Here is a 23610-nt window from a genome sequence, read left to right as displayed (position 1 = left end):
GCTCCTCAACACGATCGCCGCTCCCGGATCCGGCCGAGGTACTTGTAGACCTCGGAGGTCACAATGGGCACACTTGAAAGTCCGGCGACTGCCGCCCAATCTCCTCCTCCGAGAGGGGAGGCCGAAAAGACCACGCGCACCCCGGGCAAGGTCACGACTAGGAGCTGGAGGACGACGGACAGCGACACCGCCCCGAGGAGCCACGGATTTCGCACGAACTCGCGCCCCAGCCCCGACCGGCGGGGTGAGCGGCAGGCGAACGCAAACAACAGCTGACTGAGGCTCAGCGTCAGGAACATCATCGTGCGGCGCTGTGCGGGCGCCTCGCCATGCGCAGCGCCCCACAGGTAGGCGCCGAAGCACGCCCCCGCGATCACCAGGCCGAAGGTGACGAGAAATGCAAGCCCGCCGGATGCCAAGGGGGCCGCAGCGACGGGGGGCGGGCGGCGCGCCATGACATCGGGCGCCTGCGGGTCGACGGCGATCGCCGCGGACGGGAGGCCGTCGGTGACGAGGTTGATCCAGAGGATCTGGATCGGCGTGAGCACCGCAGACGGCGCGGCCAGCGTGGCTCCCAGGACGACGGCCACCTCCCCTATGTTGCTCGCCAGCACGAACAACACAAACTTTCGAATATTCTCAAAGATGGTGCGCCCTTCACGGATCGCCGCCACGATCGTGGCGAAGTTGTCATCGGTCAGGACCACATCCGCGGCCTCGCGGGCCACGTCCGTTCCCCCCCTCCCCATCGCAATGCCGACGTCCGCCTGCGCCAGGGCCGGGGCGTCGTTGGCCCCGTCCCCCGTCATCGCCACCAGCTGCCCTCCAGCCTTGAGCGCGCGCAGAATCCGGACCTTGTGCTCGGGCGTCGTCCGCGCGAACACGCTGCATGACTCCACGACGTCCTCGAGCGCGCGATCTGAGAGGCCGTCGAGGTCGGCCCCGCTCAGGACCCGTCCGGCGTCGTCGAGGCCCACCTCTCGCGCGACGGCGATGGCGGTCCGCGGATGATCTCCGGTGATCATCACGGGGCGAACGCCGGCCCCGCGGGCCTCGGCGATCGCCATCGCGACCTCGGGCCGGACCGGATCGGCGAGCCCGATCAGACCGAGGAGCACCGCGTCGCGCTCGATCGTGTCGACGGCCGCGGGCGACGCGAGCGCCCCCTCATCGATCCGCACCTGCGCGCGCCGGGCGATGGCGACGACGCGCATCCCCTCTGCCGCCATCGCGGCGCCGCGGGAGAGGACGGCCTCTCTGATTCGACCGTCGAGGACCTCGGCACCCGCGGGGCCCTCCCAGACGGTGCACATCGGGACCACGCTCTCCACGGCTCCTTTCACGTACACGACCAGCCCATCCCCGACCCGGTGCACGGTGAGCGAACGCTTGCGCTGGGGCGTAAACGGCACTTCGCCCACGCGCGGGGCGGCCTCCCGAATCGTCTGCGGCGCGAGCCCGGCCTTCATCGCGGCGGCGACGAACGCCGCTTCCAGTGGATCTCCGTACGGACGCCACCGCCCGTCCTCCCGGACCACGCCTCCATCGCTACTGAGAACGGCTGCCTCGAGCAGTGCCCGCAACCCCGGGACCGCGGCCGCCTGGACGGGAGCGCCGCCCACCAGAAACTCCCCGGTCGGGGCGTACCCCGCCCCGCTCAACTCAACCACGCGCCCCGCCACATCGATCCGGCGGACCGCGAGTTCGTTGAGCGTGAGGGTCCCCGTCTTGTCCGTGCACACCACCGTGACACTCCCGAGCGTCTCGACCGCGGGAAGGCGGCGAACGATGGCCCGCTGCCTGGCCATTCGCTGCACACCGAGGGCGAGGGCTATCGTGACCGCGGCGGGGAGGCCCTCCGGAACCGCCGCGACGGCGAGGCTGGTGGCCACGAGGAACATCTCGAACACGGGTCGCCCCCGGGCTACGCCGGCTGCGAAGACCAGGACGCAGACGCCAAACGCGACCGCGCCCACCGATTGGCCCAGCGATGCCAGGCGCGCGGTCAGCGGGGTCTCCTTCGGGGGTGCCGTCTCGAGGAATTTCGCGAGGGCGCCGAGCTCCGTGCTTCCGGCTGTGCCGACCACGATACCTCGTCCCCGGCCGCCGACGACCGCCGTGCCGAGGAACACGAGATCGTGACGCTCGGCAAGCGGCGCCCCGGGCGGAACCGGCGTTTCGACCTTGCCGACCGGCAGGGATTCCCCAGTCAGGAGCGACTCATCAACGGCGAGCGCATGCGCCGTGACGAGCCGGAGGTCGGCCGGCACGCGCGCTCCGGCGGTCAAGATCACGACGTCGCCGGGCACGAGCGCCTCCGCCGCAATCGTCAGCGGGATCCCGCCTCTCAGGACTTCGGCCCGAGGGGCGGCGAGTTTCCGCAATGCGGCGAGCGCCTGCTCGGCTCTGGCCTCCTGGACCGTGCCGAGGACGACGTTCAGGATGACGATGAGAAGAATCGCGGAGGCGTCGAGCCGTTGGCCCAGCAGCCATGAGACGAGGGCGGCGACCGTCAAGAGGACGACAAAGAACTCGCGCGCCTGCGTACCGAGCCGGGACCCCCATGACCGGGGGGAAGGCGCGGGGAGCCGGTTCGGCCCCGTGCGGTCGAGCCGGTCGCGCGCTTCGGCAGCGGTCAGGCCGTGCGCGACGTCGGTGTCGACCGCGCGCGCGACGTCGTCGACGGCCATCGCGTGCCAATCCACGCCAGCCATCATATCAAGCGGAGTGGACGGCCACCGCGTGGACAGACCCCTCTATAAAAAAAGAGGGGGCAGGAACCTCTCCTGCCCCCCTACCGCGAAGGTCTTATGTGCTATTTGTTGTGACCTTGGCCGCCCCCGTGTTCGGCGCCGCCCCCGTTCGTGCCGCCTCCACCCTGGCTCACGTTTGAGGCGCTTTGCGCCGAGCCATGCGATGGGTCATGCAAAGGGTCGTGTCCCTTGCCACCCGCGGCCTGGGAAACAACCCCTCCCTTGGTTCCAGCGCTGAGGTTGTGGGCCCACCCAGCAACGGTTGACACCCACCCTCCGTGGTTGGCGAAGAGACCGGACAATGTCCCGCTCGTGCCCGTCATGGAGAACGAGAGGTTCTTCCCGGCCAAGGTCGAGCCGGTGAAGGAGCACGATCCGCCGCCGCACGAGTATTTCCCCGACGCAAACGTTTGACCGGCCACGGTCATCGTCCAGATTCCGCCGGTGGACGGAGTGGTCGTCGTTGTCGTCGTGGTTCCGGTTGTCGTGGTCGTGGTCGTGGGCGCCGAGGCGGTCGTCTTGATGGTCCCTTGGACTCCGCCGATCGTCGCGTTGAAGGACGTCGAGGTGCTGGTGGTGGGAGGGCCGCTGAGTGAATAGGACAGCGCTCCAGACTGCACCGCAGGTAATGCAGAGCCTAGTGCTGGGAAGCTCGCCACGAGTAACGTGGCAAGGAGAAGATACCGCATCATACCACCTCGCTTCGCCAACTATGGCGCGTCTTCATAAATGATGTACCCAGAAATGCATCGTTCGATCCTCATCCATTCGAATGATTCCGCATCTTACGCGAAACTGTTCATGAACCGGCGTGTTCCGCCGCCGAACCGCCCTACAACTGGACGCTAAATATCACGGTCAGGTTGGGGACCGGCGTCCCTACCAGCGTAATCGCCAGGCGCGGGCCGGTATCTTCAATGCGCGTTGCCACGAGCGTCACCGTGTTGACCGGCACCAGCACCGCTGCGGCCTGGATGGGCACGAGAAACATGCGGCCCTTCAGTTTCGGGCCGGCCGGCGTGTTGAGGCGGACCAGTTGTCCGGGGGGAATGTGTGCGTCGGGAGGCACGAACGCGAGATATGTTCCCCGATCATCTCTCAACACGGAGAGCACGTAGCATCGTCCGGCGGGGATGATGATGCCCCCACGCACAAGTGGAGCCAGTGGAGCGGCCGGGCAGAAGAGCTCACCCCGCTCGCGCGCAAAGCTCTTGCCGTGGTGATCGTCGGTTGACCATTTGGGCCCGGCTCCGGCACCGGATGTCAGGAAGAAGACCAGGACCAACGCAGAGCACAGGGCGTGCATTCGTCTACGCATGACTGTCCTCCCTCGATCGGCCAAACCTTGGTATCCACACAAAGCATGTGCCCACAATCGCCATGCGGCAGTCCGTGTAGATCAAGACAGAGGCCCCGGAGTTCCTGCATAATAGACGGGAAGCTTCGACCGAAGAGACAGGACGAATTGGCGGACCCATGGTGATGCAGCGCGCGGAAGCGCTCTTCGATAGCCTCACCCTCGCCGCGGTCGCGCGGGAGATCCGCGCGCTCGGGCGGGCGCGCTTCGCCGGAGTCCGCCAGCCGGCTCCGGATACCGTCGTGGTGAGCCTCCGCGCTGGGATCGTGCACCACCTCCTCGTCAGCATTCATCCCCGAACGGCGCGGGTGCATTTCGCCGCACGGCCGCAGACGGCCGAACGGTTGGGCCAGTTCGGGATGCTCCTCCGCAGCCGGCTCACGGAGGCGCGCCTGGATGCGGTGGAGCAACCGCCGTTCAACCGCCTGCTGCGCTTGGGCTTCGACGCCCTCGAGGGCCGCCTCTGGCTCATCGCGGAACTGATGGGCCGGCACAGCAACCTGATCCTCGCCGACGAGCGCGTGGTCCTCGGCGCGCTCAAGGTTGTCACGGCGCAGATGTCCGCGCGGCGCCCGGTGCTGCCTGGCCGTGCCTATGTCCCGCCGCCCGCCGACCGTCCCACCCCGGAAACGCTCGATGCCGAGGGCCTCCGCAACATCCTCCGCAGTCCCCTCCCGCTCGAACGGCGGCTCTCGCAGGCGCTCCTCGGCGTGAGCCCTCTGCTCGCACAGGAAATCGCGATGCGGGCGGGGGTCGATCCCGCCACCCCGGCCGCGGACGCCGTCGAATCCGCCGGCCGCATCGGTGAGGGACTGCGGGCGATCACCACGATGGTCGCCGATGGCGCCTTCTCGCCGACGCTCTATGTCGATGGGTCACGGGTCGTCGCCTTCGCCGCGTTCCCCATGCGCGTGCACGAGGGCTCGATCGCACAACCATCTCCCACGATGAGCGAAGCGATCGATCGATATTTCGACCAAGAGCCGGCCACGGCGCTGCTGGCGGAACGGCGGAGCACGCTGGCCGGGACGGTTAAGGCGGCGCTCGCCCGGCGGGAGGCCGCCCTCGAGGCGAGTCATCGGACCCTCGAGGAGAGCCGGGCCGGCGATCGCTACCGGGTGATGGGCGACCTAATCTTGACCCACGCGCGCCAGGTGAAGCCGCGCGATCAGCATCTTCGCGTCCCCGATTACACCAGCGGCGGCGACGACGTCACGATCCCCCTCGATCCGGCGCTCACGCCGAGCGAGAACGCGCAGCAATACTTCCGGCGGTACGCGAAAGCTCGGGCGACGGGCCGGGCGCTCCCGGCCCGGATCGCTCAGCTCGAGGCGGAGACGCGGGCGCTGCGGGATGCCCTTGTCCAGATCGACGGCGCCGCGTCTTCGGACGACCTCTGGGAGATTCAATCGGATCTGGCCGCCGCCGGCCTGGCAGGACGCGCGCCGCGCGGCCGGCCGGCCGCGCGTGCCGGGCCTCGCCGGTTTCGTGCGGCCGACGGGGCGGTGATCCTCGTCGGCCGCAGCGCGCGGGAGAACGATCGGATCACGTTCCACGAGGCCGGGCCGGAGGACATCTGGCTGCACGCGCGGGGGGTCGCGGGCGCCCACGTCATCCTGAAAAGCGACGGCCGGCCCTCCGAGGCGGACATCCAGGCCGCAGCCCAGACCGCGGCGTACTACAGCGCGGGCCGGGAGTCAGGACAGGTGGCGGTCGACGCCATCGAGCGCAAGCACGTGCGGAAGCTCCGGGGGGCTCCGCCCGGTGCCGTCACCTATATGGGGGAGCGCACCCTGCTCGTCTCTCCCGCCCTCCCGCCTGCGATTCCGACCGGCGAACGTATGCGCTCCGGGCGGTGACGCTAGAGCGGCTCCTCGATCACGACCTCGTCTTCACCATCGACCTCGGCGACGCGGACGGTCACAATCTCGCGCGACGACGTCGGGAGGTTCTTGCCGACGAAGTCCGGCCGGATCGGCAGTTCGCGATGCCCGCGGTCGACCAGGACGGCCAGCTGGATTGAGGCGGGACGGCCGCGGTCGATGAGGGCATCCAGCGCCGCCCGCACGGTGCGCCCCGTGTACAGCACGTCGTCCACCAGGATGATGCGGCGATCGGCCACGGGGAACGGCAGTTGCGTCTCCGTCGATGCGGCCACGCCCCCGGCCCCTTCGCTCCCGCATACACTCCGATCATCCCGGTAATCGGTGACGTCCAGCGTCCCCACAGGAATCCGGACCCCTTCGGCCTCCGCGATCAGACCGGCCAGGCGCTCGGCCAGCGGCACGCCTCGACGGCAGATGCCCACGAGGCACAAGTCGGATCCGCCCCCATTGCGCTCGACGATCTCGTGCGCCATTCGCGTCAAGGCGCGACGAATGGTCTCCCGATCCATCACCTTGGCTTTCTCACGCAACTGCACCGAGGTGCCTCCTTCGTCGCTCGCGCCCTACACTTCGCCCTTTTTCGAGCGTGCCCTGCCGCCCGCCGCCCCGTTGGGTCCGAGCGCACGCAGGTGCGCAAGCAGTCCGGCAAAATCCTCAGGCACCGGGGCGGTGTAGGCGACGCGCGCCCCGGTCCGAGGGTGGGTAAACTCCAACCGGGCCGCGTGAAGCGCCTGTCGCTCCATTCCCACCGCACGGGCGCCGCCGTAGATGGGATCCCCCAGAATCGGATGCCCGATGTGGAGGAGGTGGACGCGGATCTGGTGTGTCCGCCCGGTCTCCAGCCGGACCTCAAGCAACGTCGATCCCGGAAGCCGCTCGAGGACGGCAAAGTGCGTCACCGCGGGACGGCCGTGCGGCACGACCGCCATGCGCGTCCGGTAGGTGGGATGCCGCCCGATCGGGGCCGCGATCGCTCCGGCATCTCTGCGAACGGTCCCACGCACGAGCGCGAGATACACGCGCGTGGCGGTGTGGGCACGAACCTGCGCGGCGAGCGACCGGTAGGCGGCGTCCGTCTTCGCCACCACGATCAGGCCGGACGTATCCTTGTCCAGGCGGTGGACGATCCCCGGGCGGAGCGGCCCGGCGATCCCCGAGAGATTGGGGACCCGGGCCAGCACGGCGTTCACCAGGGTGCCGCTCGGATGTCCGGGCGCGGGGTGCACGGTCAGACCGGCAGGCTTGTTGACGACGAGGACATCGGCATCTTCGTGTACCACCAGAAGGGGAATCGCCTCGGCAGCAACGGACACCGGGTCCGACGGCGGCCCCAGCACCTGAACCCGATGTCCCGAACGGAGCCGGAACGCAGGCTTCCGCGGCGCATCGTCGACCAGCACCTGCCCGCGGCCGGCGAGCAGCGCGACGCGGGACCGCGAATAGCGCGGACACCGCTCGGCGACGACAATGTCGAGGCGGCGGCCGCGATCCGCGGCCGCCGCCTCGAAGGTCAGGACCTCATCCTGCGAATCAGCTTCGGGACCCACCGGCGTCCGGCGGGACCATCACCTCGGCGCCGGCAGGCGGAGGGGCCTCCGCATCGCCCGCGGGGACACCCCGGCCTCTGGTCAGCCACATCGCCGCAGCGAGCGCGGCGACAAGGAGGTTGACCACCTGCGCCAGGGTCAGCCGGCCGAAGATGCGGGCGCTGTCCATGAAAAACTCGATCCCAAAGCGCGCGACCGCCAGCAACAGGATGCACAACCAGAAGAGGCGCCCGGTCCCCTGGGTACCGCGGTCGGCCGCCAGCAGGATAGCGAACACGGCCAGCGCCGCAACCATCAAGTAGAGCTGCGTGGGATGTCGGGGTTCGCCAAACAGTGTCACAGCCCACGGCACGCTCGCCGGGCGCCCATAATTGAGACCGTACAGAAGTGCGCCGATCATCGCGATCGCGTAGCCGAGAGCCAGGCCCGGCGCGGCGGCGTCGGCGATCTGCCCGAGGCGCCACCCGCGCTGCCGGCCGTAGACCCACGCCACGAGCGCCCCGCCGACCACCGCACCATAGAACGTGAGCCCGGCGTCGACCCAAATCATCAGGACCCGGCCGGGGACGGCGACGAAGTCTTTCAAGTTCACCAGAACGTAGCCGATCCGGGCGCCGACGATTCCCCCGATGATGGCGTAGAGCGAGAGGTCGACCACTTCCCCCGGATCCCAACCCAGCCGGCTCGTGCGCGCGCGGGTCACCATGATGGCCGCCACGAACGCCAGCAAGAGGAAGATGCCGAACGAGGACACGGGAAACGTCCCAAACGGAGTCGGCACTTGGAACAGCACCGGCTTCAACGCCTCACCTCCGAATCTCCCCGGTGCCGGCGCGCGAGCGAGGCAGCGGCCAGCACACCGGCCCCCACGACGATGGCGGCGTCTGCCAGGTTGAACACGGGCCAGACATGGACGTCGAGGTAGTCTACCACATAGCCGAAGCGAAGACGGTCCGCGACGTTCCCGAGCGCCCCGCCGACCATCAATCCATACCCCCACTGCTCGGCGAGCCCCCCGGGCCAGGCGCCCTTATTGTAGAAGAGGGCCAGGAGCACGGTCAAGGCAAGCGCCACGGTGACCGCGGGCGACAGCCGGCCAAGCAGCCCGAAGGCGATACCCTGATTGTGCAACACGACGAGCGACAAGACGCCGGGCACAATCACCCGCTCACCGCCGGGGGGGATACCCCTCGTCACCACCCACCCCACGACTTGACCCGCTGCGAGTCCCCCGAGCCCCGCGGCGAAGAATGCCCAGGGGAGCGCGATCACCGGGCAACCGGGCGGTGCCGCTCCTCCCGCTCCTTGCACGTGATGCAGAGCCGGGCATACGGGATGGCCCGCAGGCGGTTGCCGTCGATCGGCTTGCCGCATCCGTCGCAGACCCCGTAGGTGCCGTCGCGAACCCTCTGGAGCGCCTCCTCCACCATCTCGAGCATCCCCTGCACGGTGCTCTCCAGCGCGAGCTCCTTCTCCCGCTCAAAGGTCTCGGTCGCGACGTCGACGAGGTCGTCCTCGTTCGCCGCATCGGCCACCGGTTTTTCCTCCGTTTTGAGCTGATGCTCTACCATTTCCGAAAGCTCGTCCCGCAGGCGCTTCCGCTCCACAAGAAGCAGCCGGTTGAACTCCTCGATCCGTCCCACCGCGCTCCGGGAAGGCCCGGTCCGACCACGGCGCCGCGTTCCGTTGGAGGAGGGCGTGCCCACCCCCGCGCTCCGCGCCCTGGCGCGCGACCGGCCGCGCGAAGACGCCGTCTTTCGAGATCGCTTGGCTGGCATCTACAACCTCCTTGCGGGCAGGGATCCGCCCGCGTGGTGTTTGCGCGAAGACGTCCGCGGGCCAGCACGCCTGCGTAGTGGAGAAAATTCCTGGGTCAGGCGACCCGGGGGGAGCGCTTCGCGAAGTGCGGCAGCAGCCAATATCTCCGTCCCATCGAGGAGTGCGACCGAGACGTCCTTGGAGCTCATCACCAGCGGCAGCTCGGTGCACCCGAGAACGATCGCCGCGGCGCCGCGCCGGATCAACGCTCTGGCCACGCCATGCAGCCGCGCCCGCGCCGCCGGGCCGAGATCGCCGGCCTTCACCGCGTTGATGGCGGTGTGTACGTCCTCCTCCTCGACCGCGGTCGGCTCGACGACCGCGATGCCGCGCGAGGCGAGCGCACGATGATACAGCCGCGCGCGGACCGTGCCCGGGGTGGCGAGCAGGCCGATCGCGCGTGGTCGCGGGGTGAGGGCGGCCGCCGCCGCGGCTACCTCCTCCATGATATCCAGCACGGGGATTCGCACGCTGTGCATGATCGCAGGGAGATACGCGTGCGCGGAGTTGCAGGGCATGGCGATGACCTCCGCTCCGGCACGCTCGAGCGCCTGCGCCGTCGCCACGAGGTGCGGGGTCGGGTCGGGACCCTTGCCCTCGAGCCCCGCGGTGCGATCCGGGATCTTGGGGTTGCTGTCGATGATCACGCGCAGATGATCCTGATCGGTGCGCGCGGGCGTGAGCCGAACCAGTTTGGCGTAAAAATCCGCGGTGGCGAGAGGCCCCATGCCTCCCAAGACGCCCACCACCTTTTCGTCCCGGCGGGCACCGGCCCGCCGTCTCGGGGCCGTCGCGCGGCGCTTCCGCGATCGCACGGTACTCGGAGTTGTCATCGCGTACTCCGCCCCGCCGCTTGGTTGGTCTGGGCGATCGCCACGGTCAGCACCCGACCGTCCATGCGGAGCGCCTTGCGATGCACCGCGCCCGCGGCCGGGGGGACCCCAGGCCGGGCCTCTTGCCCCAGCACCTCGCGCAGCACGTAGTCGCGGTGCGTGTGGAGGACGTCCACCAGGGCGGAGTCTCCCTCATAGTAGAGCGTGATCCGGTCCGCGATCTGGAACCCGGCTTCCTTGCGCAGCTGCTGGATCTGGTGGATAAGCTCCCGGGCCATCCCTTCGCGGATGAGCTCGTCGGTCAGCGTCGTTTCGAGCGCGACCCACGCGCCGGCCTCCCCCGCGCCGACGAGCCCGGGTCGCCACTGCACCCGCACCTCCACCTCCGCCCGTTCCAAGACCACCTCGTCCCCGTTCTCGAGCATCAGGTGGAACGGCTCCCGCTCCGGGGTTCCGTCCACCAACGATTCTCCCCGCTCCCGCAGCGCCTCGACGATCTCGGTGATCCGCCCGCCGAACTTGGGCCCGAGGAGATCGAACCGGGGCCGGACCTCCAACCTCCCGAGGGCACGGTAGGAGTCCACGACTCGCAGCGCCTTGACGTTCAACTCGTCGCGGACGTGCTCGGCCAGGTCGGGGGTGCGTGTGAGCGCCCCGGACCCGTCGACGATGATGGCGGCCCCGAGCGGTTGGCGGACCCGGATCTTGGCGGTGTTGCGGGCGGAGCGGCCGACCGACACCAGTTCGCGGATCCGCTCCGTATCCTCCACGAGCGCGGGGTCGTCCAGGCCTGGGTCCGCGACCGGCATCTCGCACAGGTGCACGCTTTCCGGGGCGCGCGGATCGACCGATCGCACGAGGTTCTGATACAGCGCCTCGGCGAGAAACGGGACGAACGGGGCCAGCACCCGGCACAACGTCACCAGCACCTCGTAGAGCGTTTGATAGGCGGCCTGCTTGTCGGCGTCCAGTTCGGACTTCCAGTACCGGCGCCGCCCGCGGCGAACATACCACAACGAGAGATCGTCCACGAAACGCTCGATCGCGCGCGCGGCCCCCGGGACGTCGTAGTCGTCGAGACGCTCCCGGACGGTGCGGATCAGCCTGTGGAGGAGTACCTGCGCCCATCGGTCCAGCACCGCCGGCCGGCCGGCGTGTGTGGAGGGCAGGACCTTTTGATCGCGCGCAGGCCGCGGCGTAAAGCCGTCGAGATGGGCATAGGTGACGAAGAACGCGTACACGTTCCAGAGCGGGAGGACGAACCGGCGGCGGACGTCGTCCGCGGGGGCGTAGCCGAAGTTGACGTTCTGGGCGGGATTCTGGACGGCGTAGAGCCACCGCACGACGTCGCTGCCCATCTTCTCCGCCGCCTCGTTGAACTCGATCATGTTCCCCGAGGACTTGTGCATCTCGCGGCCCTGCTCGTCCCGAACCGTCGCGTGGCCGAGGCATACCAGGAAGGGCTCGCGGTTCTCCAACACCGTGCTCATCACGAGCATCGAGTAGAACCAGTTGCGGTACTGGCCGGGGAACGCTTCGGTGATGAAATCCGCCGGGAACCACTCCCGCCACATCGCGGGATCCAAACGGTAGCCCATCGTTGAGTACGGCACGATCCCGGCGTCGAGCCATGGGTTTCCGACGTCGAGAATCCGGGACGCAGGCCGGCCGCACTGTGTGCACCGGATCTTAATCGCGTCCACCCAGGGCCGGTGCGGCGTGTGCCCTTCGAACTGGGCCCACCCTTCGATCGCGCGCGCACGGAGCTCGCGCTCGCTCCCGATGACCTCAAAGGTGCCGCACGCGCGGCATTCCCAGATCGGCAGGGCCAGCCCCCAGTACCGCTTCTTGCTGATCATCCAGTCGTGCATGTTGCGGAGCCAGTCGAGCTCCCGCTCGAGGCCGAACTCGGGAATCCAGCGAATCCGCTCGGTGACCGCGACAAGAGGGGCGCGCAACGGGTCCATGCGAATGAACCATTCGTCCACGAGCCTGAAGACGAGCTCGCTGCCGCACCGCCAGCACATCGGGTATCGGTGCGTGTACTCTTCGGCCTTGTACAACAATCCCCGCCGCTCGAGGTCCTCCAGAATCGGCTTGGCCACCTCGTAGACGTGCCGTCCCGCGAGCCACCCGTACGGCTCCGCGAACACCCCAAACTCGTCGATCGGCGCGAGGACGGGGAGGTGGTGCTCTTTGCTGAGCGCGAAGTCCTCCGCGCCGCATCCGGGCGCGATGTGGACGAGCCCGGTCCCTTCCGCCGCGCTGACGTCCTTCCAAGGAATCACGCGGTGCTCGACCCCCTGCTGGGCCGGAAGGTCGTCGTAGGGCCCGCCGTAGATCCATCCGACGAGGGCGGAACCCGGCAGTTCCTCCCGCACCCGGTACCCGCCGCGCAGCATGTCCAGGCGATCCTTGACGAGATAGTACGTGTCCTGCCCCTGATCGACGCGGACGTAGGTGAGGTCCGGGTTCACGGCGACCGCGACGTTGCTCGTCAGCGTCCAGGGCGTCGTCGTCCACACGAGCAGCGCGCCCGGTCGGTTCCGGAGCGGCAGCCGGATGGTCAGGCTGGTGTGGGTGACCTCCTGATATCCCTCGGTGACGATCTCGTGCTCGGAGAGGCCGGTGCTGCATCGCGGGCACCAGGGCATCACGTCGTGTCCCTTGTAGAGCAGGTCCCGCTCCCAGCATCGTTTCAAGAACATCCAGATGCTGTAGTTGTTCTCGTCCGACATCGTGTAATACGAGTGATCCCAGTCCATCCAGTAGCCCAGCCGGAGGGACTGCTGCGTCAAGATCCCGGCGTAGTGGAGCACCCGGGCCTTGCAGCGCTCGACGAACTCCGCTACGCCGTAGCGCTCGATGTCCCGCTTGCTCTTGAATCCGAGCTCCTTCTCGACCTCGACCTCTACCCACAACCCTTGGGCGTCAAACCCGTTCTGGTATCGCTGACGGTGGCCCAGCATCGTGTGGTAGCGGCAGAAGAGATCCTTGTAGGTGCGGCCCCAGGCGTGATGCACGCCCATCGGGTTGTTGGCGGTGATCGGTCCGTCCAGGAAGGACCAGCGGGCCGAGGCGGAAGCGTTGCGCGCGAGATATTGAGCGAGGATGCCGCGATCCCGCCACCACGCCAGCAGCGCCCGCTCTTGCGCGGGGAAATCCACGCGGGTATCCACGGGCTGAAACGGCATCCCGGCCCTCCGGAACAAAAAAGCCCGCCCATCTCAGCGGCGGCGCCCTTCTTGTTCGTCTAGTTCCCGGCGATTTTAGCACACCCTCCCTACACCGTCAACGGCATGGCTGCGAAGGGCGCGAGGCGCGGGCGCCGGAGGAGGCGACCGCATTCCGGAGCCCCGCGTCATACGGCGGGCGGATCACGCCGGCCTCGGTGATGATCGCGGTGATGAGGTCGGACGGGGTGACGTCGAACGCAGGGTTGCGTACGTGAATCCCGGCGGGCGCCACGCGCACCCCCCCCACGGACACGATCTCTCCGGGGGGGCGCTCCTCGATCGGGATCGAGGCTCCCGAGGATGTGTCGAGATCGACGGTGCTGAGGGGAGCAGCGACGTAAAACGGGATCTCGTGCGCGCGCGCGAGGACGGCGAGCGAATAGGTGCCGACCTTGTTCGCCACATCCCCGTTGGCGGCGATCCGGTCGGCCCCCACGATCACCACGTTCACGCCGGACGCGCGCATCAGGGTGCCGGCGGCGTTGTCGGTGATCAGGGTGGCCGGGATGCCTGCGCGCAACAATTCCCAGGCGGTGAGCCGGGCGCCCTGAAGGACCGGGCGGGTCTCACACACGATGACGTGGATGCCGCGGCCCTGCTCGTGCGCCTGCCGGAGCACGCCGAACGCCGTCCCGTATCCGGCCGTCGCCAGCATGCCCGTGTTGCAGTAGGTGAGGACGCGATCGCCGCGGGACAGCAACGCGGCCCCGTGCTCACCGATCCGGCGGTTCGTCTCCACGTCGGCGCGGGCGAGCGCATCCGCGGCCGCAAGCAGCCGGTGGGGAAGTGCGGCCGGATCGCCCGACCCGCCCGCGACGGCCAGCATCCGATCGAGCGCCCAGGCGAGGTTGACCGCGGTGGGCCGCGTCGCCCGCAAGGCTTCCGCCGCATGCCGCAGCGCCTGGAGCGGCTCCCTCGAGGGATGTCGAGCCTGCGCCTGCGCCGCCAGCACCAACCCGTACGCGGCGGCGATGCCGATCGCCGGTGCGCCTCGGACCCGCAGCGCGCGGATGGCCTCGGCGACCTCCTCCCAGGAGGTGCAGCGGATCGTCCGCACGTCGTGCGGCAGACCCGTCTGGTCGAGCAGACAGAGCGCCCCGTCTTCCCACCAGAGGGGAGCGTCCACCTCCATCCGTGCGCTCCTTTGCGCTCCGCCGGAGCGGTCCCGCGCCGGCGTGCGCCACGCGTCAGTCGATTGGGAACAACAACCCGGACTTGCTCTCTTCTCGCACCTGTTCCGCGGTGATGAACACTTGGCGGGGCGTGAAGAGGAAGATCTCGTCCCCGACCCGCTGCATGTGCCCGTCGAGCGCGTAGGTCACGCCGCTCAGAAAGTCGACGACGCGCCGGCCGAGGTCCTTCTGCGCGGACCGGAGGTTGACCACGATCGGCCTGTGGGTCTTGAGGTAGTCGGCCGCGCTCTGCGCCTCGTCGTACGCCCCCGGCTCGAGTACGACGATCTCCATCGTGCGCTGAGTATGCAGGCTGAACACCGGCGCCCGGCCGCCGCCGGGCTCGCGGGACATCGCTCCGGACGGCTGATCCTCTTCGAATCCGAGAAAGTTCCACATCCGCTGCATGATCCGGCCCATCGTAGTCCCTCCGTCGATGCTGCGTCTTGTGCGGCGATTGTGCGACGATGCGTTCGGCGTCTCTTGTATTAGGCGAACAGGGCTCGGCCCACGCGGACCATCGTGGCCCCCTCTTCGATCGCGACCTCGAAATCGTCCGTCATCCCCATCGAGAGGTCACCGGCCTCCGCATCCGGCAGCGCGTCCCGGACGCGGTCGCGCAGCTCGCGGAGGCGGCGGAAGTACGGCCGAGCCTCCTCGGGGTTGGAGACGAGCGGCGCCATTCCCATGAATCCCCGCACGCGGACGCCTGGGAGCCGGAGCACCCCCGCGACCAGGTGCTCGGCACCGTCGAGGGGCGCCCCGTGCTTCTGTGGCTCCAGCGAGATGTTGACCTGGATCAGCACGTCCACCGGTCCGGCTCCCTCCCGCTCCGCGCTCCGCCGGCTCAGCTCCTCGGCCAGACCGACCGAGTCGACGGAGTGGATCACCTGGAACAGCCGCAGCGCCTCCTTGACCTTGTTCCGTTGCAGGCTCCCGATGAGATGCCAGGTGACGTCCGGCAGCTCCGGGACTTTCTCTCTCGCCTCCTGCACGCGGTTCTCGCCGCACTCGCGAACGCCGCATGCCACGAGGTCGCGAACGCGGTCGACGCCGACGGTCTTCGTCACCCCCACCAGGACCACGCTCTCGGGCCGCCGCCCGCTGCGCAGGGCTGCCTCGGCGATCCTGGCGCGCACCCGTGCGACGTTGGCCCCGATATCCCCCATCTGCATCCTGCCTGCTCGACGGCGAGCGCCAAGGGCGGGAACTATTCGACGGAGGGGGAACGAGGTCCTTGCCCTAGCCGAGCAGGCTGATGCAGGCGGCCATGCGGCCGGTGACGCCGTCCCGCCGGTACGAAAAGAAGAGGTCGGGCCTGCACGAGGTGCACAAGGGGACGGAGGCGATCCGCACGGCGGGGACCCCCGCGTCGATCAACTGACGCCGGATCGCGGTCCGGAGATCGAGGTGCCACCGCTCGGTCCCCGTTGCGCGGGCGGCTTCCGGCCACCAGGGCGCCTGTTCCATCGCGCGGGCAACGGGGAGGTCCACTTCGTAGCAGCACCCGCCGATCGCCGGGCCCAGCGTCGCGGTGCACCGTTCGGGGTCGGTCCCAAACGCGGTACGCATTCGCGCGATCGTCTCGGGGACGATACCCGCGGCGGTCCCCCGCCACCCGGCGTGCACGGCGGCCACTCCCGGTGTTTCTGCGTCGACGAGGAGCACCGGTACGCAGTCCGCGGCGTAGATCGCAAGCCAGAGGCCGGCCCGGTTGGTGACGAGCGCGTCCATGCCCGGGATCGGGCCGCCACCCGAGGCGACCACCGCGGCGCGGCTGCCGTGCACCTGCTCCGCTTCCACAAGCGCACGCGGCGCCATCCCCAGCAGCGCGGCGAGACGGCCGCGGTTGGTGGACACCGCCTCGGGGTCGTCGCCCACATTGCGGGAGAGGTTCAGGCTGTGGTACGGGCCGATGCTGACGCCGCCGAGGCGGGTCGTGAACGCGGCGCGGACGAGCCCGGTGGCGTCGAGCGCGTGCGCGGGAATGAGAGAGTCGCTCAGACGATCCGTTCGCGCACCACCGCACTCGCGTAGTCGAGGACCGCCACCACGATGGCGATCATCCACAGCGCGGTCGCGGCCTGCCGCCACTGTAGAAGGTTGATGTACTGCTGGAGCACGAACCCGATCCCGCCTCCGCCCACGAACCCGATCACCGTGCTGAAGCGGACGTTGATGTCCCAGCGGTAAATCGTGAACGCGATGAACTGCGGGACGATCTGCGGCACGACCGCATACCGGACGACCTGGAGGGCGCTGGCCCCGGTCGCGGTGATCGCCTCGATCGGCCCGGCATCGATGCTCTCGATCGCCTCGGAGTACAGCTTCCCGAGTGAGGCGATGCTGTGCACGCCGAGGGCCAGCACTCCTGCGAACGGCCCCAAGCCGACCCACACGGTGAAGACGATCGCCAGCACCAGCGCCTCGATCGACCGCGCGATGTTGAAGAAGGCGCGCGTGGCCCCGTAGACGATCGCGCCCGCCGGCAGATTGACCGTCAGGTTCTTCGCCCCCAGAAAGGAGAACGGGACCGCGAAGATCACGCCCATGGTCGTCCCCATGAGGGCGAGAAAAATCGTCTCGACCATCCGGTCGAGCACGGTGAGCAGCGTGGGGCTGGGCCGGAGCGGCCCGGTCCCGGTCACCACCTCGGCGCTCACCGTATTATGGGTCCCCTGCACCTCCGGGGCCGTGAACGCGAGCGAGAATCGCCCCTGCGCATCGGTCGTGAACGATCCGAGCTGCTGGCGCTGGCCGATCTGATTCTCCCACCACAGGATCCCCTGACGGTTGGTCGCGAACCCCTCGCCGGTCACCGTGACGCGATCGCCGATGGCGCCGGTGACCCGCGACAGCGTGAGGCGGGCGCCGCCCCCGGAGGCGGCCGGCGGCGGCGCTTCTCCGCCATAGTAGAATGGCGAGGCGGCCTTCTGGACGTGCTGATCCCGGATCATCACATCGGGGGAGGCCAGCGCCGTCACGAACGGGGCGATGAGATGGGCGCCCCGGTACAGCTCCCCCAGCCGAATCTGGGTGACCCTCCACCCATAGCCGTAGACCACGAGGACTGCGAGCGCGCCGAAGTAGAACCTCCGGGAACGATACCAGACGGTTGGTCGCCGGCTCTCCACAGGCTCGGGGCGGCTCAGCTCCTCGACCGCCATCAGCGAATCTCCACCTCAACCGCGTCTTCGCCGTAAATGGCTTTGAACCGGGCATCGTCGATCTCGTGCGGCAGACCGTCGTACACGATCTGGCCCGCCTTCATGGCGAGAATGCGGGTCCCGTAGCGGCGGGCGAGGCTGAGGAAGTGCAGGCAACACAGGACGGTGATCCCGTCCTTCTTGTTGAGCTCCTCGACGTAGCGCAGGACCGAATGCGACGTCGCCGGATCGAGGCTCGCGACGGGCTCGTCTGCCAGGATCAGCTGGGGCTCCTGCATGAGGGCCCGCGCGATCCCGACCCGCTGCTGCTGCCCTCCCGACAGCGCATCCGCTCTCGTGAACGCTTTCTCGGGGATGCCCACACGCTCGAGATTGGCCATCGCGCCCCGAGCCAGCGATCCCGGAAAGTAGTTGCCGAGGGACCACATCGGCGGGAGATACCCCAGGCGCCCCGTCAGGACATTGGTCACCACCGGAGCCCGCTTGACCAGGTTGAACTGCTGGAAGATCATGCCGATCTTGCGCCGGATCTCCCGCAGCTCCTGCTGCGACGCGCCCGTCACCTCCCGGCCGCCGAAGAACACCTTCCCCGATGTGGGCTCGATCAGCCGGTTGATGCAGCGAAGGAGCGTGGATTTCCCCGAGCCGGAGAGACCGATGATGATGAGAAATTCGCCGCGAGCCACATCGAAGGTAACGTCGGACAGCGCCCGCGTGCCGCCCTCATACACCTTGGTGAGGTGCTCGATCCGTAGGATCGGCTCGATGCCGGCGCCCGCCCTGGTCGTCACGTTCGCGGCCGGCCGGTCCCCTAGCGCCGGACCCGCCTCAGCCCGGCGGCGACGACGCGCACCCTAGCGCGGCTTGATGAGGTCTTCGAGGTTGATGCCCGCGTACTGCGCGACGTCGCGGACGGGGGTGTAAAACGCGTCGAGCGTAGGAGCCGTGATCTTGTACTTGCTCACCAGGAGCGGATAGTCCGCAAGCGCTTCGATCTCATAGAGACTCTTCAGCGCGTCGAGCCCGGCCGGGTCCTGGGAGAAGCGCAGCAGCGCCTTCGTGACCCGGTCCTTGACGTCGCCAGGGAGCTCGCGCCGAAAGGTCACGGTGTCGTTCGGGATGGGATCGGATTTCCAGACGACCTTCAACTTCTGCATGACGTCCGGAAGGGTCTTCTGGACGCTCCCGCGGGCATCTTCGAACACCGATCCCGCGTCGACCCGGCCTTGGTAGACGGCCAGCACGACGTTGTTGTGCGAGCCGGCAAAGATCGTCTGGCCAAAAAACTTCTGCGGATCGTATCCGGCTTTCTTCAGCCCGGCGAGGGGGAAGAGGTAGCCGGAGGTACTGGCCGGATCCACAAACGCGAATCGCTTGCCCTTGAGGTCGGCGAGCGTGTTGATCCCCGCGCTCGATTGAGCGATGATCTCCGCCCGGTAATAGGGCAGGCCGAACCGGACCGTGACCAGCCGCACCTCTGCGCCATACTTCTGATGCGCGATGACGTAGGAGAATGTGTTCAGCCAGCCGATGTCCGCTCGTCCCGCCCCCATCGCCTCGATGACCCCGGCGTAGCTCGTGGCGACGAACGACTCGAACCGGTACCCGGTCGCCACCTCGAGCAGATGGGCGAGCTTGTTCCCGGATTCCAGGATGGTCCGCGCTTCGCCGGAAGGGACGAAGGCCATCACCAGCTTCGTCTCCGCGGGGGCCGGCGTCACCGGCAGACCGGCCAGCATTGCGACGATGAGGGCGGCGGTGAGCCCCAGAGCGCCAAGTCGCCGAATGGCCACGCGATGCCTCCCTTGCAGCAGGGTATGAGGCCGGCGGGTACTTCTGGCGGCCGGGAGGTTTCTCCTCCCGCTTACGCGACCTCGCGATCGCTCCGGGGTCGGGCCTTTGGAGAAGGCCCGGCCGGGGTCGCCTGCGCGGCCTCGGCCGCTTGGGCCGCGTGCAGCGGGAACGGCAGCGAAGCCAGTTCGTGGCGCCGCACCTCCCACAAGCGATCCAGCTCGCGCACGATCTCCACCAGCCGGGCGCGGACGTCGCGGGGAAACGGCCGGCCCGCGCCCCGTCGGTACAGCAGAAGGCGCTCGTGCGAGAGCCGGTTGATCAGCTCACCGGTTGTCGGTGGGGACGATTCGCGGATGGGCTTTTTCATCGCCGGGCTCCTCAGCACCGCGAGTAACCGCACGAGCGGCACGAACTGCACCCGTTCTCGTGGATCAGCGAACTGCCACAGTCGGGGCAGACGCCGGCAAAGGTCAACAACGGCTGCTGCACATCCTCCACCGAGATGGTCGATGGCTCAGCCCCCGCCGCCAGCACGGCGGCCGCCTCCCGCTTCACCTCGCCCGTCCCCGCGCCGTACGCGTGCCCGTTCGTAAGCTTGGGTGCGGGCAGGCGGTCGGCCATCGGGAAGAACGAATCGGGGCGAAATCCGGGACCGTACAAGGTGCGACCCACCGCCAGGGCTACGCCCTGGGCCACGGTGGTCACCCGGACAATCGTCCCATCCGCAGATCGGTCGATCGAGACCTCCCGAGACTGCACCCGCCACAACTGCTCGATCACATCGCGTGGGTCGGCCCCCGTGCGGAGCGCCAGCGAGGCCATCCGGCCGATCGCGTCGGCCTCCACGTCGAGCGACTGGACAAAGACTTCGCACACCCCCGCGCCGTCCTCGTTGATCGTGACGTAGATCCGGCCCCGAGGCGTCTCGATCCGCTCGGTGCGCCCGGTCGTCACCTTAGGCCGCGCCCGCGTGGTATGCCGGTCGCTCGAAGCGGCCGCCGCCGCGGGGGCGACCACCTCCGCCGGCCGCGCCGCCGTGCCGCCTCCAGCCGTCCCCGCCGCCTGCATGGACCGCTGCGTCCCGGCGGTCAGGATGTTCTCGCGCGAGTCCGCGCGGTACACGGTGATGCCCTTACACCCCTGCTTCCAGGCGTGGAAATAGATCCGGGCTACATCTTCCTCCGTCACGTCGGCCGGGCAGTTCACCGTGGAGGAGATGGAGTGATCGATGTGCTTTTGGATCGTGGCCTGCATCCGCACCCGCATCTCCGGCTGAATCTCGTGCGCGGTGACGAAGTACTCGGGAAGCGCCTCCTCGCTGGCGATCGCGAACTGCTCCATGTACGCCCTGACCAGCGGATGGTACACCGTGAAGGTTTCTTGCGAGAGCGACTCGCTGCGCCGCGTGTACCCCAGGTCGAAGATCGGCTCGATCCCGCTCGTCGTCCCCGCGAGCGCCGCCCCGCTCCCGACCGGCGGCACGGTCAGCAAGGCTACGTTGCGCAGCCCATGTTCGCGGATCTGCTCGAGCACCGACGCATCAAGCGTCTGAAGGAACCGCCCCTGGAGGTGCTGGTCCCGATCGTACCCCGGGAACACCCCCTTCTCGCGGGCGAGGTAGGCGCTTTCGTCGTAGACGATGTTCTTGACCCGGTCGAAGAACCGGTCCACGAACGCGACCGCCTCCTCCGTGTCGTACTTGAGGCGCAGCTTGCACAACAAGTCCCCCAGGCCGGTGAACCCAACCCCAATCCGCCGCGAGTAGAGGCTGGCCTCACGCTGTTCGGGGAGCGGATGTTTGTCGGCGTTGTAGTCGAGTATGTTGTCGAGGAAGCGCGTCGCCAGCCGGAGTGCCTGGTCCAACTGTGGCCAGTCCACCTGCGCCTGGGGGGCGAATGGATCCTTCACAAACGTCGCCAGATTAAGATTGCCCAAGCAACATGCTCCATAAGGTTCAAGCGGGATCTCGCTGCACGGATTGGTCGTTGTGACGTGCATGCCGTTGTATTCAGATGTGCTCCACCGTTTGATCGAGTCCCAGAAGATGACGCCGGGCTCGGCGAAGTCGCGTGCACCGCGGATCAGCTCGCTCCAGATCTCCCTGGCGCGAATCGAGCGCCGGACGTTCACGCGATCGTTTTCGAAGTAGAGGTCCCACATCGCATCCGCTTCGACCGCCCGCATGAACGAATCGGTGATCCGCACGCTGATGTTCGCGTAGCGGACACGGCTGAGGTTCCGCTTGATCTTCGTGAAGTCGAGCACATCGGGATGGTGATCCGCGATCGTGATCATGAGCGCGCCTCGGCGGCCGCTCTGCCCGATCGTCCCCGTGGTCAGCGACATCAGCTCCATGAACGAAGTCGAGCCGGTGCTGGTGCGCGCGGCGTTGTTTACGGGCGCACCCGCGGGGCGCAGTACGCTGATGTCACCGCCGACGCCACCGCCGAGCGAATAGGTGCGCGCCGCTTCCTTCATCCACTCGAAGATGGCTTCGATCGAGTCGTCCTTGATGGGAATGACGTAGCAATTGTGAGAAACGGCGAACTCGGCCACGAATGAGTGGTCATCTTCAACGCTGAGGTCGTAGACCGTTCCTCCGGATTGGGGCGTCCATCCACACTCCTTGACCTTCACAAACAGATCGCCGTCTACCACCTTGTAAAAGTAGTTAGAGGGAGACTCCTCGAGCGTCGCCTCGTAGTCCCACTTCCCCTCCAGCCAGTGCTGAATGGCCTCGACGTATCGTTGGGTCCCAATGGTGATCCACATGCCGCGGTGCCGTGTATAGCGGAGAATGCCTTCCCAACGAATCGAGGCCACCACTCCGAGCCGGAGAAGAATAGCGAAGACCTGCCGAACCAGATCGGGGTTCGCCAGAAACAGCCTCGCGAAGCCATCACGGACCATGCCATCGCCCGAGAACAACCCGGCAATGAACGCCTTCTGCACTGTCTTTGGTGCCATCAGGAACCACGCCGGAAGGCGCTTGTCATGGGCGTGGAATGCTCCATCAAAGAAGTTTCTCATGAACTCGACCATCAGTTTGCTGTGTACGTAGACACGCATCCAGTGACCTTCCTGGCCGTCGCGTCGCTGGATGGCGGCTTCTACCCCGAACAATTGCTGGGACAGGGTGTAAATGGCTTCCGCGTAAGGCTCCTCGTCCTTACTGAACGTGAAATACACACTGTTGTCGGTCATACCGCCTTCTGCCATGAAAAACCCGAGCCACAGGCCGAACCGTTCGTCGAGAGGAACCCTCCGGGCGACCCTCCGACTTTCTGTGTGTCCTCGTGCGCCCTGACCGCCTACGTAGGCAGTGACGGTGTACAGTTTGCCCACTTCATCTTCGATGGCTGCGGCACTGACATAGTCGGCAAGGTCGAGCTCGCGCACCGGCAATGTCTCATCGATCCGGCCGGCCTTGATGTAGTGGGCGGCGGTCAGGTTCTTGGCTTCCACCCAGTCCACTCGGGAGCCGTCAAACGCCAGAAACCGATGCTCTTTCGTAGCCGCAACCGGCTGGTCGCCGAGATACCAAAGCCGTACCGTGCGCAATGCCTCGGCTGTTTCTCTATTCATGGTGTGTGTGACCTTACGAAAGCGGTTGCGGTGTGTCAGGACCTCTTCTCCCGGCAGGATCCCCTCGATCGGCTTGAATCCCTCGCGGGTCAACACCCGTGTCCCCGCCGGAAAGCAGTTCAGAGCCGTCACACGCTTCGGATTGCCGACCGCATGCATAATGCGGCCCCCGGGGATGAACCGGAAGTCCTCCATCAGCCAGTAGAACTCACGGGCGAAGCGCTCTCGCAACTCGGGCGTGGCTTCGACGCTCGCCACCCCCCGCGCGATGCGCTCCCACATCTCGACCGGCGTCTGTTCGAGGATTCGTCCCTCACGATCCCGGAGCGCATACTTATCGATGAAGACCCGTGTCCGCAGCTCGTCACCGGCAAAGAACTCGAGGGTCTCCGCGGGCAGCGGCGCGGGGCCCGAAGACTGCTGGGGTCGGGCGGTGGGTTCAGACGACGTCGACATCAGGCA

General features: G+C 67.8%; 20 protein-coding genes. 2 read left to right on the top strand and 18 right to left on the bottom strand.

The genetic code is table 11. The annotated features are described in order from the left end of the window. Positions 1–5 precede the first annotated feature (5 nt). Positions 6–2705, bottom strand: coding sequence for a cation-translocating P-type ATPase (locus tag VFP86_12300; GenBank protein HET9000419.1), 2700 nt, complete (start codon positions 2703–2705; stop codon positions 6–8). Between the two features lie 492 nt (positions 2706–3197). Here VFP86_12300 and VFP86_12295 point away from each other — a divergent pair, with 492 nt between their 5' ends. Beyond that, positions 3198–3353 carry a hypothetical protein gene (locus VFP86_12295; protein ID HET9000418.1) on the top strand — a complete coding sequence of 52 codons (156 nt, stop codon included), beginning with the start codon at positions 3198–3200 and terminating at the stop codon, positions 3351–3353. 232 nt (positions 3354–3585) lie between these two features. On the opposite strand, the gene VFP86_12290 is transcribed toward VFP86_12295, so the two are convergent. Beyond that, on the bottom strand, positions 3586–4071 hold the full coding sequence (locus VFP86_12290) for a hypothetical protein (GenBank protein ID HET9000417.1): 486 nt from the start codon (positions 4069–4071) through the stop codon (positions 3586–3588). 164 nt (positions 4072–4235) lie between these two features. Between VFP86_12290 and VFP86_12285 the strand changes: the two genes are divergently transcribed. Beyond that, the gene (locus tag VFP86_12285) at positions 4236–5969 is read left to right on the top strand and encodes an NFACT RNA binding domain-containing protein (protein ID HET9000416.1); all 1734 of its coding nucleotides are present in this window, start codon (positions 4236–4238) and stop codon (positions 5967–5969) included. A gap of 2 nt (positions 5970–5971) precedes the next feature. Here VFP86_12285 and pyrR read toward each other — a convergent pair whose 3' ends face one another. The 16 genes from pyrR to VFP86_12205 form a co-directional block, all read right to left on the bottom strand. Further along, positions 5972–6532, bottom strand: coding sequence for a bifunctional pyr operon transcriptional regulator/uracil phosphoribosyltransferase PyrR (pyrR, locus tag VFP86_12280; protein HET9000415.1), 561 nt, complete (start codon positions 6530–6532; stop codon positions 5972–5974). A gap of 27 nt (positions 6533–6559) precedes the next feature. Next, positions 6560–7543: an RluA family pseudouridine synthase gene (locus VFP86_12275; protein HET9000414.1), complete on the bottom strand. Its 984-nt coding sequence runs from the start codon at positions 7541–7543 to the stop codon at positions 6560–6562. Further along, on the bottom strand, positions 7527–8336 hold the full coding sequence (locus VFP86_12270) for a prolipoprotein diacylglyceryl transferase (GenBank protein HET9000413.1): 810 nt from the start codon (positions 8334–8336) through the stop codon (positions 7527–7529). Before VFP86_12270 ends, VFP86_12275 begins: the two co-directional genes overlap by 17 nt. A gap of 5 nt (positions 8337–8341) precedes the next feature. Continuing rightward, complete coding sequence (gene lspA / locus VFP86_12265; protein ID HET9000412.1) at positions 8342–8815, bottom strand: signal peptidase II; 474 nt, start codon at positions 8813–8815, stop codon at positions 8342–8344. Beyond that, positions 8812–9186, bottom strand: coding sequence for a TraR/DksA C4-type zinc finger protein (locus VFP86_12260; protein ID HET9000411.1), 375 nt, complete (start codon positions 9184–9186; stop codon positions 8812–8814). Before VFP86_12260 ends, lspA begins: the two co-directional genes overlap by 4 nt. 135 nt (positions 9187–9321) lie before the next feature. Further along, entirely contained in the window at positions 9322–10194 is an 873-nt protein-coding gene (locus VFP86_12255) for an amino acid racemase (GenBank protein HET9000410.1), read from the bottom strand. Beyond that, entirely contained in the window at positions 10191–13388 is a 3198-nt protein-coding gene (ileS, locus tag VFP86_12250) for an isoleucine--tRNA ligase (protein ID HET9000409.1), read from the bottom strand. The genes VFP86_12255 and ileS overlap by 4 nt, the downstream gene beginning before the upstream one ends. Before the next feature lie 97 nt (positions 13389–13485). Then, positions 13486–14562, bottom strand: a complete 1077-nt coding sequence (mtnA, locus tag VFP86_12245) for an S-methyl-5-thioribose-1-phosphate isomerase (GenBank protein ID HET9000408.1) — start codon at positions 14560–14562, stop codon at positions 13486–13488. A gap of 55 nt (positions 14563–14617) precedes the next feature. Beyond that, a complete protein-coding gene (locus VFP86_12240) occupies positions 14618–15022 on the bottom strand; it encodes a cell division protein SepF (protein ID HET9000407.1) in 405 nt (134 codons plus the stop codon). Between the two features lie 68 nt (positions 15023–15090). Next, entirely contained in the window at positions 15091–15777 is a 687-nt protein-coding gene (locus VFP86_12235) for a YggS family pyridoxal phosphate-dependent enzyme (protein ID HET9000406.1), read from the bottom strand. Between the two features lie 67 nt (positions 15778–15844). Beyond that, positions 15845–16672: a peptidoglycan editing factor PgeF gene (pgeF, locus tag VFP86_12230; protein HET9000405.1), complete on the bottom strand. Its 828-nt coding sequence runs from the start codon at positions 16670–16672 to the stop codon at positions 15845–15847. Beyond that, positions 16603–17769, bottom strand: coding sequence for a phosphonate ABC transporter, permease protein PhnE (phnE, locus tag VFP86_12225; GenBank protein HET9000404.1), 1167 nt, complete (start codon positions 17767–17769; stop codon positions 16603–16605). Before phnE ends, pgeF begins: the two co-directional genes overlap by 70 nt. Beyond that, positions 17769–18560 (bottom strand): phosphonate ABC transporter ATP-binding protein, encoded by a 792-nt coding sequence (phnC, locus tag VFP86_12220; protein HET9000403.1) that lies wholly within the window; start codon positions 18558–18560, stop codon positions 17769–17771. The genes phnE and phnC overlap by 1 nt, the downstream gene beginning before the upstream one ends. 63 nt (positions 18561–18623) lie before the next feature. Continuing rightward, entirely contained in the window at positions 18624–19562 is a 939-nt protein-coding gene (locus VFP86_12215; protein ID HET9000402.1) for a phosphate/phosphite/phosphonate ABC transporter substrate-binding protein, read from the bottom strand. A 71-nt stretch (positions 19563–19633) separates the two neighbouring features. After that, complete coding sequence (locus VFP86_12210; GenBank protein HET9000401.1) at positions 19634–19930, bottom strand: hypothetical protein; 297 nt, start codon at positions 19928–19930, stop codon at positions 19634–19636. A gap of 11 nt (positions 19931–19941) precedes the next feature. Continuing rightward, positions 19942–23604: an adenosylcobalamin-dependent ribonucleoside-diphosphate reductase gene (locus tag VFP86_12205; protein HET9000400.1), complete on the bottom strand. Its 3663-nt coding sequence runs from the start codon at positions 23602–23604 to the stop codon at positions 19942–19944. Positions 23605–23610: the final 6 nt, after the last annotated feature.

This window comes from bacterium (assembly GCA_035703895.1).
In the GTDB taxonomy this organism is placed as follows: Bacteria; Sysuimicrobiota; Sysuimicrobiia; order Sysuimicrobiales; family Segetimicrobiaceae; genus Segetimicrobium.
The sequence above is the reverse complement of the archived record's forward strand: the minus strand, read 5'-3'. Positions and strand labels throughout refer to the sequence as shown.

Bases quoted from the DNA above. Each gene is read 5' to 3' on its own strand.
- VFP86_12290 (HET9000417.1), bottom strand. From the start codon at position 4,071: ATGCGTAGACGAATGCACGCCCTGTGCTCTGCGTTGGTCCTGGTCTTC.
- VFP86_12285 (HET9000416.1), top strand. From the start codon at position 4,236: ATGCAGCGCGCGGAAGCGCTCTTCGATAGCCTCACCCTCGCCGCGGTC.
- VFP86_12255 (HET9000410.1), bottom strand. From the start codon at position 10,194: ATGACAACTCCGAGTACCGTGCGATCGCGGAAGCGCCGCGCGACGGCC.
- ileS (HET9000409.1), bottom strand. From the start codon at position 13,388: ATGCCGTTTCAGCCCGTGGATACCCGCGTGGATTTCCCCGCGCAAGAG.
- mtnA (HET9000408.1), bottom strand. From the start codon at position 14,562: ATGGAGGTGGACGCTCCCCTCTGGTGGGAAGACGGGGCGCTCTGTCTG.
- VFP86_12240 (HET9000407.1), bottom strand. From the start codon at position 15,022: ATGGGCCGGATCATGCAGCGGATGTGGAACTTTCTCGGATTCGAAGAG.
- VFP86_12235 (HET9000406.1), bottom strand. From the start codon at position 15,777: ATGCAGATGGGGGATATCGGGGCCAACGTCGCACGGGTGCGCGCCAGG.
- phnE (HET9000404.1), bottom strand. From the start codon at position 17,769: ATGGCGGTCGAGGAGCTGAGCCGCCCCGAGCCTGTGGAGAGCCGGCGA.
- VFP86_12210 (HET9000401.1), bottom strand. From the start codon at position 19,930: ATGAAAAAGCCCATCCGCGAATCGTCCCCACCGACAACCGGTGAGCTG.
- VFP86_12205 (HET9000400.1), bottom strand. From the start codon at position 23,604: ATGTCGACGTCGTCTGAACCCACCGCCCGACCCCAGCAGTCTTCGGGC.